This is a genomic window from Parapusillimonas granuli (assembly GCF_013416525.1).
Taxonomy (GTDB): Bacteria; Pseudomonadota; Gammaproteobacteria; order Burkholderiales; family Burkholderiaceae_B; genus Parapusillimonas; species Parapusillimonas granuli.
On the sequence record NZ_JACCEM010000001.1, the window covers coordinates 87,267 to 102,967 of the forward strand.

A 15,701-nucleotide genomic window follows, 5' to 3' on the forward strand; every position below is an offset into this window, starting at 1 on the left:
ACCGCATCAAACCCGGGCTTCAAGGAGCCGCGCCACGAATTCCATCAAGGGCATCCCCGCCCTGGCCCCCAGCGACAGGGCGAGCGGGTTGGCGCAGCTGATGATGCCGTCCCGGTAGGTGGATCGGGCGTCGCCGATGCGGGCGCTTTCGGCCGCGACGGTGACGCCCGCCACGCCCTGCCGTTCCAGCGCGGGCAGGCGGGTGGCGCCGGCGCCGTCCACGCCGATGCCGGCATCGTTGTAGGCGGCGGCGAATACGGCGTGGCCGCCTATGGCGGTGGCGGGGTCGCCGCCCTGCAGCCCGCCATGCGAGCCGGTGACGACGACGGCGCCGGCGTCTTCTTCATGGGCCAGCGACACCGAATCGATCAGGACCAGCCTGCGCCGGGCGCCCGGCGGCTGCAGCACGGCCCGCGCCTCGGCGGGCAGCGGGGGCGGCCGCGTGGGCGTGTTGCCGCCCGCGACCATGAGGCGGGCGGCGTCCATGGCGCTCATTCCGGGCTGCACGCCCGCCTTGCCCGCCGTGTGGTTGACGGCGGAAATGCGGCCGCGCCAGGCGGCGTCCTTGCCGTCGCCGATTCTGGCGGATAGGTGCGAAATCACGGCGCCCGCGATCCCGCAGTCGTCCAGCAAGGCCAGGCCCGATACGCCCGCCCGGTCGCGGCCGACGCCGGCATCGTTCAGCACGATGCCTTTGACGCCGGCCAGCGCCGCCAGGTAGGCGGCATAGCGGCCGCCATGGGAAGCGGCGATCACGATGGCGCCCCAGACGGGGCCTTGAGAGGGATGCATACCTTCCGGCAGCAAGGTCGTGACGCTGTCGTAAACGTGTATGCCAGGGACTTTCATGGCGATTTCCCGGTTTCATCCATGACCCAGGTGTCGCGCCCTTTGGCGCGCCGGTTCGACAAGGCCATGCGGTATTCGAATCGGGCCGGATTGTAGGCCGCGATCAGGTATTCCAGCGGCGTGCCGTCGGCATCGCGCACCACGCGCTTGATGCAAAGCAGCGGCGAGCCCACGCCGACATCCAGCGCCTCGGCGTGATGGACATCCGCCAGGATGGCGGTGAAGCTTTGCTCGGCCGAGGTGGGCTTCAGGCCCAGGCGGCGGAAGATGCGCTGCAAGGCATTCTGACCGAGATCGGCTTCGGTGTAGCGGCGCCCCACCGATTCGGGGACATAGGTCAGCAGATAGGAAAAAGGCTGGTCGTGGTAGTAGCGCACGCGCAATGCCTTCTGCACTTTGGCATGGGCCGGCAGTTCCAGCCGGGTGCGGACGTCCGGGCCGGCGGCTTCATAGCCGAAGGACAGCAGCCTGGCCTGGGTATTCGCGCCCATGTCCGACAAGTGGGCCATGAGCTTGTTGATGTCGGCCGGCAATGCGGCGGACGGTGCGCTGGGCGGGCACGGAAACGTACCCGCCCCTTGGCGGCGTTCCACCAGGCCTTCCTGCTGCAGGAGATCCAGCGAGCGCCGGATGGTCAGTCGCGACACGCCATACTGCCCGGCAAGCGCGTTCTCGCCGGGCAGCGCGCGGCCGGCATCGAATTGCTGGCCTTCGATGGCCTGCTTGAGCAGCCGGTAGATCCGGTAGTAGCGAGGCGTGGGATTGGCGATCATGGCCGCGTGCGCCGATGGGGGTGGTGGTCAGTCGGCCGAGGCCCCCGTGAACTTGACGACTTCGGCGTAGTGGGCGATGTCTTTCTTGATGAATTCCGCGAACTCCGCCGGCGTGTTGGTGACGACCTGGCCGCCGCCGTGCGTCATCAGGCTGATGAAGGACGGGCGCTTGGCGCCTTCGACCACGGCTTTGTTCAGTTCGGCGAGACGCTCGGGGCTCAGGCCCGCGGGACCGAACATGCCGAACCAGGCCTGGGAGGTGAACCCGGGCACGGTGTCGGACACGGGGCGAAGGCCGGGGAACTGCTTCAGCGGCTTGTCGCTGGTGACCGCCAGGAACTTGATGCGGCCCGAGTCCAGCAGCGGCAGCACGTTTTCGACGCTGGCGAACATGAGGTCGACCTGCCCGCCGACCAGGTCCTGCAGGGCGGGCGAAGTGCCTTTATACGGCACGTTCAGGCCTTCGATGCCCGTGACCATCTGGAAGCTGGCGGTGGCCATGTGCAGCGACGAACCGATGCCGCCCAGCGCGAAGCTGAGTTCCTTGGGCTTGCTCTTGCCCAGCTTGATGAGCTCTTCGACGTTGTTGGCGGGGAAGTCCTTGCGGGCGACCAGCACGCTGGGCACCTGGGCGAGAATGCTGATGGGGGTGAAGTCTTTTTGCGGATCGAAAGGCAGCTTTTTGTACAGGCTGGCGTTGACCGTGAAGCTGGTGAAGCTGACCAGCAGGGTGTTGCCGTCCTTGGCGGAGCGGGCGACCTGATCGGCCGCGATGTTGCCGCCGGCGCCGGGCTTGTTCTCGACGATCACGGTGGTGCCCAGGATGTCGGACATTTCCTGGGCGATGCCCCGCGCCACGCGGTCGGTCGTGCCGCCGGGCGATGCGCCGACGATCAGCGTAATGGGTTTGGGGGCCTGGGCGTATGTGGCGGCGAGGGGCAGCAGGCTGAAAAGGCCGGCAAGCAGGCAGCGGCCGAGTACGTTCTTGTGCACGGTGGGTCTCCTGGAATGGAATATCGGGTTCTCGATGGCGTGAATCAGTCTAACTCATATAGTTGTATTGTCAACAATACAACCTATGGAAACTGGGTTTATGCCGACCCCTTGGCCAGGTGGCTCAACGGCGCGTGCCGAGATAAGTGCCGAGCAATATAGCGACCAGGCCCACGGCATGCCAGGCCGAGAACGGCTCGTCCAGCAGCAGGATGGCGAACAAGACCCCGAACACGGGAATCCAGTATTGGTACATGGCGCTGCGCGCGGCGCCGATTTCGATCAGCGCCCGGTTCCACACCATGTTGCCGATGGCGGTGGCCACGACGCCCGAGAACAAGAGCAGCATGACGAGCCACCAGCCCGGGAAAGCCATGCCGGGGATCTGGCCGGCGATTTCGCTGAACGCCAGGTGCACGCACAGGATGACCGTGCCGATGGTGTAGATGATGCCGCTGATGACCAGCGCACCGAACTGCTTGGCCATCGACTGGATCAGCACGCCGCCCGACACGAAGCTGAGCAGCGCCGAAAACACCTGCAGGTCCCCCCACCCCGCGCCCTCGACGGCCGCGCCGCTGCGGTTGAGCACCACGGCCGCCACGCCGCCGAAGCCGATGACGATGCCGACGAGCCGCCGCCGGGTCAGGGTTTCGCGGAACATGGCCGCCACCAGCAGCGACGCCATGAGCGGACTGAGCGCTGAAATCAGGGCGGCGTTGGTGGCGCTGGCGCTGCGCATCCCGGCGGTGAACAACACCTGGTTGCCATACACCATGAGCAGCGCACAGAGCAGGAAGCGCAGCCATTGCTTGCGCGTGATGCCGCGCAGCTTCAGCGGCTGCCTGGCGAGGAAAAGCGTGAGGTTGATGACGGCGACCGCCAGCACCATGCGCAGACAGGCCACCAGGAGAGGGTCCAGCTGTGTCGTCAGTACTTTGACCGCGGATATATTCACGCCCCAGATGGCCATCACGCCGATCAGGAGCACCTGCATACTGACGGGATTCATGCGTCTTCGTAGGGCTGTCTGGATGGCGAAAGCATATCAGGTAAGGCGGGGTTTGTGGGCTCCGCAACCCCGGCTTTATGGCGCCTTCAGCCTCTTTCCAACGCCCTCGAGGCCGCTTCGGCGATTCCTTGCGCATCCACCCCGAAATAGCGCCGGAGCTCGGCCCGGGTATCGCTGCGGCCGAAGCCGTCCGTACCCAGGCAGCGATAAGAGCGTCCTTCGGGCAGATACGCCCTGACCGACTCCGGCACCAGGCGCACATAGTCCGTGGCCGCGATGATGGGGCCTTGCGTGCCGTCCAGCACCCGCCGCAAGTGCGGAACCTCCGCGCCGTCCTCGCAGCGGGCGCCGTCGCGCGCCAGTTCGCTCCAGCTGGTGACGCTGATGACGTCGCTGGCGACGCCCCGGCGGGCGAGTTCCCGGGCCGCCTGGATGACTTCCGTGAGGATGGCGCCCGAGCCCATGAGCGTCACGCGCGGCGCCCGTTCCGGCGCGGCGCCCTCGGCGGCGTATGCGCCGTGGCGATACGCGCCCTGGACGATGTCGGCTTCGACGTCCGCCGGCAGATCGGGCTGGGCGTAGTTCTCGTTCATCACCGTGATGTAGTAGAACTCGTCCTGCTGCTCCACCATCATGCGCCGCATGCCGTGCGCCACGATCACGGCCAGCTCGCCGGCGAACGCCGGATCGTAGGCCCTGCAGTTCGGCACGGCGGCGGCCCACAGGTGGCTGGAGCCGTCCTGGTGCTGCAGGCCCTCTCCGGCGAGGGTCGTGCGGCCCGAGGTGGCGCCGATCAGGAAGCCGCGCGGGCGCTGGTCGGCGGCGGCCCAGATCAGGTCGCCCACGCGCTGGAAGCCGAACATGGAGTAATAGATATAGAAAGGCAGCATGGCCAGCCCATGCACGCTGTAGCTGGTGGCCGCGGCGACCCAGCTGGAGATGGCGCCGGCTTCGCTGATGCCCTCTTCCAGGATCTGGCCGTCGATGGCTTCACGGTAGCTGAGTATGGAACCGATATCCTCGGGCTCGTATTTTTGCCCGACGCAGGAATAGATGCCGACCTGCTTGAACAGATTGGCCATGCCGAAGGTGCGCGCCTCGTCGGCGACGATGGGCACGATGCGCGGCCCCAGTTCCTTGTCGCGCAACAGCGTGCCCAGCATGCGGACGAAAGCCATGGTGGTGGACATTTCGCGGCCGCCGCCCTGGAGGGCGAAGCGGGCGTAGGATTCGGCGGGCGGCACGGCGACCGGGTCGCAGTCCGTGTGGCGCGCGGGCAGGTGGCCGCCCAGCGACCGGCGCCGCGCCTGCAGGTATTGCAGCTCGGCGCTGCCTTCTTCGGGCTTGTAGAAGTCCAGCCGCCTGGCCTGTTCGTCGGTGAGCGGCAGGCCGAAGCGGTCGCGGAACTGCAGCAGGTCGGTGTCCTCGAATTTCTTTTGCGAATGCGTGGTCATGCGGCCCTGGCCGGCGCTGCCCATGCCGTAGCCTTTCTTGGTGTGCGCGAGGATGACGGTGGGCCGGCCCGTGGTCGCCATGGCGGCGGCATAGGCCGCGTGGATCTTGACCAGGTCGTGCCCGCCGCGGCGCAGGCTGTCGATTTCCTCGTCGCTCAGCCCTTCCACCAGGCGGGCGAGCTCTTGGTTCTGGCCGAAGAAGTGGTCCCGGTTGTAGCGGCCGTCGTTGGCGGCGAAGGTCTGCATCTGGCCGTCGACCGTGTTGGACAGGGCCCGTGCCAGCGCCCCGGTGCGGTCCTGGGCGAACAGGCCGTCCCAGTCGCTGCCCCACAAGACCTTGATGACGTTCCAGCCGGCGCCCAGGAAGAGTTTTTCCAGCTCGTCGATGACCCGGAAGTTGCCGCGCACGGGGCCGTCCAGCCGCTGCAGGTTGCAGTTCACCACCCAGATCAGGTTGTCCAGCCGTTCGCGGGCGGCCAGCGTCAGCGCGCTCATGGATTCGGGCTCGTCCATTTCGCCGTCGCCGAACACGCCCCACACCTTGCGGCCGCCGCAATCGAGCAGGCCGCGATGCGTCAGGTAGTGCATGAAGCGCGCCTGGTAGATGGAACTGATGGGGCCGATGCCCATGGAACCGGTGGGAAACTGCCAGAAATCGGGCATGAGGTAGGGATGCGGGTAGCTGCACAGCCCGCGCGCGCCTCCCCGGGGGCCGCGGATCTCCTGCCGGTAATGGGCCAGGTCGTGTTCGGTCAGCCGCCCTTCCAGGTAAGCGCGCGCGTAGACGCCCGGCGCGCTGTGCGGCTGCAGGAACACCAGGTCGCCCTTGTGACCGCCGGGCTGGCGCTCGCGCGCGCGAAAGAAGTGATTGAAGCCGACCTCGAACAGGTCGGCCGCGCTGGCATAGCTGGCGATGTGCCCGCCCAGTTCGCCATAGGCGGCGTTGGCGCGCACCACCATGGCCAGGGCGTTCCAGCGGATGATGGCGCCCAGCCGTTGCTCCATGGCCAGGTCGCCCGGGAAAGCCGGCTGCCGGTCGGCGGGTATGCTGTTGACGTAGGGCGTGCCCAGGGGCGGCCGCCAGGCGAGCTTGCCGCCGAGCGCCAGGCGGGAGAGCTCGTCCATCATGAAGGCGGCTCGCTGCGGGCCATGCGTTTCGATGAGGGACCGGAAGGACTCATGCCATTCGGCGGTTTCCTCGGGATCGATATCGTGGGCCGCGCCGGGGCCGGCGTCCGGCCCGCTCTGGGCATCGGCAAAGGCGGGATCCTGCATCCAGGCTTGCATGGGAAGTGGTGAGTTCATGGCGGTCATCCGAAATAATGCTGCATACCGATATTCTGCCCCCGCCGACGCGGCATTTGCTGTCGAAGAAAGTGGCTCTTATCGCACTTTGCAGCATAAAATGCCAGGTGAAACATCAGGGAAAGCACATGAAGCTGGACGCCACGGATTTACGGATACTGGACGAGCTGCAACGCGACGGCTCGCTCAGCAACGTGGAGCTCGCGCGCCGGGTGCATCTTTCGCCCTCGCCTTGCCTGGCGCGCGTCAAGGCGCTGGAGGCGGCGGGCATCATCGCGCGCTACGTGGCGCTGGCCAATGCCGCCGCGCTGGGCCTGGGGCTCAACGTGTTCATCTCGATCAGCCTGAAGTCGCAGGACAAGGCCGCCCTGAACCATTTCGAGCAGCGCATCGCCGAGCATGACGAGGTCATGGAGTGCTATTTGATGACCGGCGATTCCGACTATCTGATCCGCGTGGCCGTGAAGGACATCGCGGCGCTGGAACGGTTCATCCTTGAACAGCTGACGCCCATACCGGGCATAGACAAGATCCGGTCCAGCTTCGCGCTGAAGCAGGTCTTGTATAAGACCGCGCTGCCATTGGGAAGGTAGCGGCGTGGCGCAGCCGCCGCTACCTTCCCTCAAAGAATTTCCAGGTCTATTTCGGCGAGCGCGCCGTAGACGGCTTTGAATGCGTCGCCCTGCCGGGCGCGCGCCAGGATGTTGCAGCTGCCGGAACTGACGATTTGCCCCCGGGCTATTTCCCTACCCATCCCATTGAGCTTGTTCGCCAGCCAGACAATAGGGGCGACCGGGTGTCCCATGACGTCGGAGGCGCGCCCCCGGGCCTTGGGCTTGCCGTTCTTGTAGAGCGTAACCTCGATATCGCGCGCGAAGGCTTCCCGCCACGCGTCGACTTGCCGGCCCATGACATACCAGCCGGAAGCAAAGCCATCGGCAATGATGAATTCCTTGGACGGAAGCCTGTCCTCGGGGTAGCGGCACTCCGCGATTTCGATGCCGACATGCACGCGTTCGATCGCTGCCATGACGTCGTCAAAGGCGTATGGCCGGCCGCGGCTTGGCAGGGCGCGGCCCATGACGAAGAAGAATTCGCATTCCACGATGGGGCTCAAAAGACGCTGCTGCGGAAGCGCCGCGGGCGCGCTCAGGAAATGCTCGTGAAATGTGGGACCGAATACCGGGGAGTCCGTGCGCAACTGCGCTTGCATCTGTTCGTTGGTCGCGGCGATTTTCCAGCCAGCCTGCCGCCAGCCCAGCGCGCTCGACACCGCGAACATGGTTTCGTAGGCCTCCTCTTCCGACTCCAGGCGCCATGCCGCGTCCATCCGCGCCAGCGGCCGGACCTCCCGGCGCGCGTTCCGCAGCGCTTCGACCAAGCTCGCATCAACCGCCATCGCCGTTCCTTTTCATGCCGGCTCCCCAGGCGGTGGCCCGTTGGGCCTGATCATGGTCCGGGCGATGTCTATCATGGACCGGACATGGTCCACTTTGCCCGACAGCGCATGAATGCACTGCAGATGCGAAACGATCTCCGTTTGCACGCGGTGGAACCGCACGCCGTTCAAGCCGGTTTGCGCCAGGCATTCCGGTACCAGCGCAACGCCCATGCCCTTGGAAACCATGGCGACCGCCGTCAGCCACTGCTTGGCATGGTGCTCCATGCGCGGCGAAAAGCCCGCCTGGATGCAGATGGACGTGATCGTGTCGAAATAATGGGGCGAGGCGTCGCGGTCGAAGATGATGAAATTCTCGTCCTTGAAGCGCGCCAGGTCCACGTCGGCTTCGGTCACCCGGTAGTAATCCGGGACGCACAGCAGAAACCTTTCCGTGAACAGGTTGATGCATCCCACCGCCCGGCTGCTGATGGACGCCAGCGAATGCGTGAAACCGATGTCCAGGTCGCCCGCAAGGACGGCGTCGAACTGCGCTTTGGAAGACATCTCATACAGGGAAACCGGTACGTTCGGGACTTCCGACTTGAACCTGCGTATGGTGTCGGGCAGCCCCCGGAAGATCATGGACGCATGGAACCCGACGCTGATGCCGCGCGACAAGCCTATGGCGAAATTCTGGATGTCGCTGAACGCCTGATTCGCATGGCCCGTCACCTGCAAAGCGTAGGTGTAGAATTCGCGCCCCGCCTCGGTCAATTCGACATTGCGGCTGGACCGGATGACCAGTTGGATTTCCAGATAGGATTCGAGCTGCTGGATCGCGACGCTGAAGGGCGGCTGCGAAACATGGCATCGCATCGCCGCCCGGCTGAAGTTCAGTTCTTCGGCCAGCGCGATGAAATACTTCAAATGCCTCAGCTCGATCGCGTCGATGCGCATCTAGCACCCTTTACCGGCAACGAGCTTGAAAACTCCGTTCGCCATCGCGATTTTCTCGCCTCGTTCGTTGAACACGATGCCTGTCGCGAAGCACATGCTGCGGCCACGGCTTTCGCACCGGCAATCGGCATAGAGATCCGAATCGGCCGGCTTGATGAATTTGATGGAAAGATCGATCGTCAGGACGGTATGGGCAAGCGGCGCATGGGCGCGCGCGCTCGCGGCCATCGCGAAATCCAGCAAAGCCATTATGGCGGGACCGCTGACTGTGCCATGGACATTGCAGTTCTCTTCAAGAAAGGGAAGAATGGCGGACGCCGTATTTCCATCGCTCATTGAATTCGGCTTGATCCCGAATCGGTCGATCATGGGCGCGCGGATGCCGAAAAAAGAGCCGTCTTCGAATCTCATGACGACTGCCCGTATCCATAGTAGGCCAGCACTTCGCTTTGCCGATCCGGTCCGGGCTCGAAGAGCTCCAGCAGGATGTTGTCGGGCGCTTCCAGCATGAAATAGCCGCCGCCGTCTATGCTTCGTATCGGGTTTCTCAATGCCATCCCCGCTTCTTGCATCCGGCGATACAGGTCCTCCAGGCCGACCACCTGGATGCCCAGGTGGTGCAGCGCATTGCGCGGGGCGGTATCCACTTTCTTTTCATACAAATGCATGGCGCCGATGCCGATTTTCAGGAAGACGTTGCGCGTCCCGGCATAGTCCCCGTCCCATACGACTTCCGCGTCGAACCAGCGGCGATAGAAGTCGATGGTCGCCTCGATGTCGGCGCACAGGATATGCGGGTGGTGTAGATGGTACCGTTTGCCGGAGCCATAGGGAAATCGCAGCGGCTGGGTCATGCCTCTTCCTTTTCGATTGCCGCCAGCGCCGGCGGCGCGTGGCGATACGTGGCCGGTGTCCGGCTCAGGCTGATGGGCGACGCGAGACCTTTATACTCGTCCTCCAGCTCGACCACCAGCCCCGCATGGCGGGTATGCGGGTCGCACAAGGCGTCTTCCACCGTATTCACGGGCGCGCACGGCACGCCGATCCGCATCAGTTCCAGCGCCAGGCTCCGTCCGTCCTCGGGTTTCAGCGCCGCTTCCAGCAGCGCCTTCAATGCCGCGCGGTTCACCGAGCGGGAAGGATTGGTGGAGAAGCGCGGGTCGGAAGGAAGTTCGTCCAGGCCCAGACGGCGGCAAAACAAGCCGAATTGCGCATCGTTGCCCACGGCCAGGTAAATGTGCCCATTGGCGGTGGGATAGCTGTCGTACGGATAGATGTTGGGATGCGCGTTGCCCGTCGGAGCGGGGCAGCGGCCCGTCGCAAAATAATTGGGGGCATGGGGGTGCAGCATGGACAAGGCATTGGCATACAAAGTGGTTTCCACCAGCTGCCCCATGCCTGTGCGCTCCCGGTTCTGAAGCGCCAGCAGGACGCCGATGACCGCATTCAGGCCGGTGGTCATGTCCACGATGGGCAAGCCCACCCTCAAGGGTCCCGTCGAGTGGTCGCCGTTCACGCTCATCAGGCCGCACAGCGCCTGCATTGCCGTGTCATAGGCGGGCAAGCCCCCATAAGGGCCGGTCGAGCCGAAGCCCGACACCCTGCAATGCACCAGGCGGGGAAATCTTTCCGTGAAGCCGGAAACGTCGATTCCCCATTTTTTCAGCGTCGATTCCTTGAAGTTCTCTATGAGCACGTCGGCCGTCTCGAGCATCGCAAAGAAGCGGCTTCGCCCGGTTTCGGATGCGAGGTCCAGCGTCACGCCCTTTTTGTTCCGGTTCGCGCCCGAGAAATATGCCGAGTTCCTGCCCAGATAGGGAGGCCCCCACTGCCGAGTGTCGTCACCCGCCGGGCCTTCGACCTTGATGACCTCGGCCCCGTGGTCGCCCAGGATCTGGCCCGCGATCGGCCCGCCGAGTACCCTCGAGGCGTCGATCACGCGGATGCCGCTCAATGCCCCGCCGCTTTCTGTCTTCAACATGCTTTCCTTCTGAATCAATTGGCGAACCGATGCCGTCGGACCACCTCACGCCGACAAGTGTAGGAAAACATATCCCCGCGATGATTCAAATTAAATATCGCGCTATTGGTTTATCAGATAAATCCCGCGTGAGCCCGCTGCTAAGATCCGCCGGGCCAACATACAGGAGACTGACAATGACATTCCGATCCTTCGTCGCCGCCGGCCTGGCGGCGCTCACTCTCGGTTTAACAGGCGCAGCGCATGCCACCGACGAATTTCCATCCCGGCCCATCACCTTCGTGGTGCCTTATGCGCCCGGCGGCCCGGCCGACCTGATCGCGCGCATGATCGCGAACAAGATGAGCGAGTTCACCAAAGAGCCGATCATCGTTGAAAACCGGGCCGGCGCCGGCGGCAATATCGCGGGAGACTATATCGCAAGGGCCAAGAAGGACGGCTATACGCTTCTGTTCGGCTCGTCGCCCGTGCTGGTGATCAATCCCGCCTTGTACAACAACCTGAAGTTCGATCCGCTGAAGGATTTCGAACCGATAGCGGAATTCGGCAGCCTGCCCAACGCCGTCCTCGTCACCAGCAACTTGCCAGTGTCCAATACGAAAGAGCTCATCGACTACGCGAAGAAGAACATGGCGACCTATGCGTCCGCCGGCAGCGGGGGCACCACGCATCTGTCGGGACTGATGTTCGCCAAGTCAGCCGGCGTGGAATTGACGCACATCCCGTTCAAAGGATCGGGCCCCGCCCTGCAGTCCCTGCTTGGGGACCAGGTGACCATGACATTCACCGACGTCTTCACCGCGCATCCCTTCATCGAAGCGGGCAAGCTGAAGATACTCGGCGTGACGTCGTCGGTGCGCTCAGAGCTGTTTCCGGACGTCAAGACCTTGCAGGAGCAAGGCATGAAAGACATCGACATCAACGTCTTCTTTGCCCTGCTGGCGCCGGCGGGCATTCCGGACGCCGTGAAAAGCAAGCTTGCGGAATTTTCCGGCCGGGTGCTTGCCGATGCGGAAGTTCAGCAGAAGCTCAAGGCGCGCGGGCTCATCCTGCCGCCCAGCGCATCGCCTGAATACCTGCGCAAGAAGATGGAAACGGAAACGCCTCTGTGGGCGCAGCTCATCAAAGAAACCAACGCCAAGATCGATTAAGGCCTGTCAACGCTAAACCGGCGCCACGCCCAGCGTGGTGCCGCCGCAGATATAGATCATCTGCCCGGTGATGAAGCCGTTTTCGGGCGCGACCAGGAAGGAGACCAGGCGCGCGACGTCTTCGGGCGTGCCCAGGCGCTTGACGGCGATGCTGTCGATGATGCGCTGGGTGGACGGAGCGCCCGCCGGGTTGCTGACGCGGAACAATTCGGTGTCGATCGGGCCGGGCCCGATGGCGTTGGCCGTCACGCCGTATTGGCCGAGTTCCATCGCCAGGGTGCGCATCATGCCCACCATGCCGGCCTTGGTCGTGGAATAGACCAGGCGGTCGTGCTTGCCCAGCGCGGCGCGCGAGGAAATGTTGACTATCCGGCCTTGGCCGCAGTTCTTGATGGTCGGCAGGAAGTGCTGGACCAGTTTCAGCGGGGTTTCGATGTGCAGCGCGGTGACGATGCGCAGGTCTTCCGCGTTGGCGGACTCCACGCTGCCGGGCCGCGTGGCGCCCACGTTGTTGACGAGCGCCGTCACCTGGAAGCGGGCGGCGACCTCGCCGGCGACGCGCGCCGTGTCGGCCGCATCGGTCAAGTCGGCCTGGTAGTGGTGGACCTTGTCCAGGGTCCAGTCGGGAATCGACCTGTCGATATTGACGACGGTGGCGCCCTTGGCGGCCAGGTCTTGCACGATGGCGCGGCCGATGCCGTTGCTGCCGCCCGTGACGACGCAGGTGACGGTACTGTAGGCTTGGTTCATGGGTGCTGGATTCTTGTGTGGTGTCGTAGCCTGTGAATATACCAGTTGAAAGGCCGGGCCCCGCACGAGACCCGGCCTTGGACTATCAGGTTCCGAACATCTTGCCGGGCAGCCAAAGCACCAGGTCCGGGAAGAACACGGTCAGCAGCAGGCCGAGCAGTTGCAGCAGCACGAAGGGAACGATGCCCAGGTAGATCATGCGGGTGGAGACGCTGGGCGGGGCGATGCCCTTTATATAGAACAAGGCATAGCCGAAGGGCGGCGTCAGGAACGAGGTCTGCAGATTGACCGCGAACAGGATGGCGAACCACAGCATGGCCTGTTCGGACGGCATGCCGAAGTCCAGCCCCGCGATGATGGGGGCCACGATGGGGATGACGATGAAGGTGATCTCGACCCAGTCCAGGAACATGCCCAGGATGAACACGAAGAACATGATCAGGAACATGACCCAATACGGGTCGGCTTCGCCGCTGCTCACGCCCAGCATGTCTTCGATCATCACGTCGCCGCCCAGCTTGCGGAAGATCACGCTGAAGATGGTGGCGCCCACCATCACGAACATGATCATGGCGGTGGTCTTGGTGGTGTCCCGGATCACGTCGACGAATTGCCGGAAGGCCAGCTGGCGCGAGAACAGCGCCAGCAGGAAGGCGCCCAGCGCCCCGAGCGCCGCCGCTTCGGTGGGCGTGGCCACGCCCGCGATGATGGAGCCCAGCACGGCGATGATCAGCAGCAGCGGCGCCAGCAGGTCGCGGCACAGCCGCATGAGGGCCGCCGAGACATCGATGTGCTCGGACTTGGGCAGGGGCGGCATGACCTGGGGCCGGAAGATCGCCAGCACGATCAGGTAGGCGATGTACAGGCCGCCCAGCAGCAGCCCGGGGAACAGCGCCCCCGCGAACAGGTCGCCCACCGAGATGCGCATGGTGTCGCCCAGGATGACGAGCATGATGCTGGGCGGGATCAGTATCCCCAGCGTGCCGGTGGCGGCGATCACGCCGGTGGCCAGGCGCGGATCGTAGCGGCTTTCCAGCATGATGGGCAGCGCCAGCACGCCCATGAGCACGACGGAGGCGCCGATGATGCCGGTGGAGGCGGCCATGACGATGCCGATGATGGTGACGGCGAAGGCGTAGCCGCCGGGCAGCGGGCCGAGTATGCCCGCCAGCGAACGCAGCAGGCGCTGGGCGATGCCGGATTTTTCCAGCATGAGGCCCATGAACACGAACAGCGGCACGGCGATCAGCAGCCAGTTGCTGAGCACGCCGGAAAAGATGCGCGATACGCCGGTCGACAGGAACAGCATGGGGACGTCGGCCAGCACGGCCACCGCGACGCCTATGCCCGCCAGGACGAAGGCGACGGGGTAGCCGGTGAAGATGCCGGCCAGCAGGGCGACGCACATGAGCAGAGGCCAGAAGTACGTCATTCTTGCTCCTTTGGCGGCGCCTCGGCCGGCAGCGTGGAGGTGGCCAGCTGGATGCCCAGGCGCAGCACCCGCGCGACGCCGAACACCACCAGCAGCCCGAAGCCCAGGGGCAGGAACGCCTTGATGATCCAGCGGTCCGACAGCCCGCCGTAGGACGAGCCTTCGCCGGAATGGAAGGCGGCCATCATGTAGTCCCATGCGTACACGGTCATGATGACCGTGAAGGGCAGCAGCAGGAAGAGATCGCCCAGCAGGGTGACGATGGCGCGGGTGCGCGGGCTGAAGCGGCAGGCCAGGAAATCGACGCAGACGTGGCTGTCGTCGTGCAGTGCGTAGACACCGCCCAGCATGGTCATGACAGCGAACAGATGCCACTGCAGTTCGGTCAGGTTGCTGAGGCTGAGGTGCTCGCCGAACAGCGGCAGCCGCGCATCCCATTCCACCAGCACGTTCATGCGCAAATGCACCATGAGGATGGTCAGGCAGGTGCCGAGCACCAGCAGCGGCACCGTCCAGGCCGCCGCCTTGCCGAACCGCGCGCAGCCGCTTTCGACGGCCTTCAGGTAGCGGACCATGATCAGTTCAGGCGCGGCAGGGATTGCAGGTCGGTCCAGCGGCCCACGCGCTTGATGTAGGCCGTGAGCGACTCATAGGCTTCCTTGAAGAGCGGGTCTTTCTCGGCCTCCTGCTGCATGACTTGCTGGGCGGTTTCCTGCAGGGCCTTCAAGACCGGTTCGGGGAAGCGCTCGATTTTCACGCCCGCTTTTTCGATGGCTTCGATGGCGTCGATCTGGGCGCCCATCTGGTCATAGTTGTTGTAGGTGATGTTGGCGTAGCAGGCTTCGGTCATGGCCTTCTGCTGTTTCTCGGTGAAGGAATCCCATACTTTCTTGTTGATGATGATGCTGTCCCAGCTGGACGGCTGGTGCCAGCCCGGGAAATAGTAGTATTTGGCGATCTTCTGCAGGCCCAGGCCGAGGTCCAGCTGCGGCGTGGCGAACTCGGCCGCGTCGATGCGGCCGCGCTCGAGCGAGACGAAGATTTCGCCGGCGGGCACCAACTGCACGGTCGCGCCCAGCCGTTCCATGGTCTTGGCCCCCAGCCCGGCGATGCGCATCTTCAGGCCTTTCAGGTCCTCGACGGACTTGATTTCCTTGTTGAACCAGCCGCCGGCCTCGGGCGCCACCAGGTGGCAGGGCAGGATCTTGACGTTGTGCGGATCGTAGGCCTTCTGGATGATTTCCAGGCCGCCGCCCTTGAACATCCAGCCCAGGAACAGGGTGGGATCCGGCCCGAAGGGCATGGAGCCGATCAGGTTCGCCACGGGTATCGTGCCGGACCAGTAGCCGATCCAGTCGAAGCCCATGGGAATGGAGCCGTTGGAGACCGCGCCGAATACTTCGAAGGGCGGCACGAATTCGCCGGCGCCATGCACCTTGATCTGGATTTCATTATTGGTCATGAGCGCCACGCGTTCGGCCCACTTGACCGGGCTGGAGCCGATGGACGGCACCTGCAGCGAAAACACGCTTTGCAGGTCCAGGCGCTTGACCTGGGCGCCCGCCGGCGCCGACAGGGCCAGGGCGGCCAGGCTCAGCGCCCCCGCCAGCACGGTTTTATTGAACGCGGACTTCAATTTGAACGCTGACATTTTCGTCTCCTG

At 64.5% G+C, this 15,701-nt stretch carries 16 protein-coding genes; 2 read left to right on the forward strand and 14 right to left on the reverse strand.

What is annotated here, in order from left to right:
• Positions 1–6: 6 nt before the first annotated feature.
• The 5 genes from H0A72_RS00455 to mdeB all read right to left on the reverse strand — a co-directional run bounded on the left by H0A72_RS00455 (position 7) and on the right by mdeB (position 6,356).
• Entirely contained in the window at positions 7–849 is an 843-nt protein-coding gene (locus H0A72_RS00455; RefSeq protein WP_180152815.1) for a hypothetical protein, read from the reverse strand.
• Positions 846–1,622, reverse strand: coding sequence for a GntR family transcriptional regulator (locus H0A72_RS00460; RefSeq protein WP_180152816.1), 777 nt, complete (start codon positions 1,620–1,622; stop codon positions 846–848). The genes H0A72_RS00455 and H0A72_RS00460 overlap by 4 nt, the downstream gene beginning before the upstream one ends.
• 27 nt (positions 1,623–1,649) lie before the next feature.
• The gene (locus H0A72_RS00465) at positions 1,650–2,615 is read right to left on the reverse strand and encodes a tripartite tricarboxylate transporter substrate-binding protein (RefSeq protein WP_180152818.1); all 966 of its coding nucleotides are present in this window, start codon (positions 2,613–2,615) and stop codon (positions 1,650–1,652) included.
• Between the two features lie 124 nt (positions 2,616–2,739).
• Positions 2,740–3,627, reverse strand: coding sequence for a DMT family transporter (locus tag H0A72_RS00470; protein ID WP_180152820.1), 888 nt, complete (start codon positions 3,625–3,627; stop codon positions 2,740–2,742).
• A gap of 86 nt (positions 3,628–3,713) precedes the next feature.
• Positions 3,714–6,356 (reverse strand): alpha-ketoglutarate dehydrogenase, encoded by a 2,643-nt coding sequence (gene mdeB / locus H0A72_RS00475; RefSeq protein WP_246436995.1) that lies wholly within the window; start codon positions 6,354–6,356, stop codon positions 3,714–3,716.
• Positions 6,357–6,514: 158 nt separating this feature from the next.
• Here mdeB and H0A72_RS00480 point away from each other — a divergent pair, with 158 nt between their 5' ends.
• Positions 6,515–6,979 (forward strand): Lrp/AsnC family transcriptional regulator, encoded by a 465-nt coding sequence (locus H0A72_RS00480; protein ID WP_180152824.1) that lies wholly within the window; start codon positions 6,515–6,517, stop codon positions 6,977–6,979.
• A 29-nt stretch (positions 6,980–7,008) separates the two neighbouring features.
• Here H0A72_RS00480 and H0A72_RS00485 read toward each other — a convergent pair whose 3' ends face one another.
• Genes H0A72_RS00485 through H0A72_RS00505 form a run of 5 tightly spaced genes read right to left on the reverse strand, consistent with a single transcriptional unit; the run spans position 7,009 to position 10,705 of the window.
• Entirely contained in the window at positions 7,009–7,785 is a 777-nt protein-coding gene (locus H0A72_RS00485) for a 2-keto-4-pentenoate hydratase (protein ID WP_180152826.1), read from the reverse strand.
• Positions 7,786–7,797: 12 nt separating this feature from the next.
• Complete coding sequence (locus tag H0A72_RS00490; RefSeq protein WP_180152828.1) at positions 7,798–8,724, reverse strand: LysR family transcriptional regulator; 927 nt, start codon at positions 8,722–8,724, stop codon at positions 7,798–7,800.
• Positions 8,725–9,135, reverse strand: coding sequence for a PaaI family thioesterase (locus H0A72_RS00495; protein ID WP_180152830.1), 411 nt, complete (start codon positions 9,133–9,135; stop codon positions 8,725–8,727).
• On the reverse strand, positions 9,132–9,578 hold the full coding sequence (locus H0A72_RS00500) for a VOC family protein (protein WP_180152832.1): 447 nt from the start codon (positions 9,576–9,578) through the stop codon (positions 9,132–9,134). The genes H0A72_RS00495 and H0A72_RS00500 overlap by 4 nt, the downstream gene beginning before the upstream one ends.
• Positions 9,575–10,705 (reverse strand): CaiB/BaiF CoA transferase family protein, encoded by a 1,131-nt coding sequence (locus H0A72_RS00505; protein ID WP_218953117.1) that lies wholly within the window; start codon positions 10,703–10,705, stop codon positions 9,575–9,577. The genes H0A72_RS00500 and H0A72_RS00505 overlap by 4 nt, the downstream gene beginning before the upstream one ends.
• Positions 10,706–10,881: 176 nt before the next feature.
• Here H0A72_RS00505 and H0A72_RS00510 point away from each other — a divergent pair, with 176 nt between their 5' ends.
• Positions 10,882–11,856, forward strand: coding sequence for a Bug family tripartite tricarboxylate transporter substrate binding protein (locus H0A72_RS00510; RefSeq protein WP_180152834.1), 975 nt, complete (start codon positions 10,882–10,884; stop codon positions 11,854–11,856).
• A gap of 12 nt (positions 11,857–11,868) precedes the next feature.
• Here H0A72_RS00510 and H0A72_RS00515 read toward each other — a convergent pair whose 3' ends face one another.
• The 4 genes from H0A72_RS00515 to H0A72_RS00530 all read right to left on the reverse strand — a co-directional run bounded on the left by H0A72_RS00515 (position 11,869) and on the right by H0A72_RS00530 (position 15,689).
• A complete protein-coding gene (locus H0A72_RS00515) occupies positions 11,869–12,606 on the reverse strand; it encodes an SDR family oxidoreductase (RefSeq protein ID WP_180152836.1) in 738 nt (245 codons plus the stop codon).
• An 85-nt stretch (positions 12,607–12,691) separates the two neighbouring features.
• Positions 12,692–14,038 (reverse strand): TRAP transporter large permease, encoded by a 1,347-nt coding sequence (locus H0A72_RS00520; protein WP_180152837.1) that lies wholly within the window; start codon positions 14,036–14,038, stop codon positions 12,692–12,694.
• Positions 14,035–14,613, reverse strand: a complete 579-nt coding sequence (locus H0A72_RS00525) for a TRAP transporter small permease subunit (RefSeq protein WP_180152839.1) — start codon at positions 14,611–14,613, stop codon at positions 14,035–14,037. Before H0A72_RS00525 ends, H0A72_RS00520 begins: the two co-directional genes overlap by 4 nt.
• Before the next feature lie 2 nt (positions 14,614–14,615).
• Positions 14,616–15,689 (reverse strand): TRAP transporter substrate-binding protein, encoded by a 1,074-nt coding sequence (locus H0A72_RS00530; RefSeq protein ID WP_180152841.1) that lies wholly within the window; start codon positions 15,687–15,689, stop codon positions 14,616–14,618.
• Between the last annotated feature and the right edge of the window lie 12 nt (positions 15,690–15,701).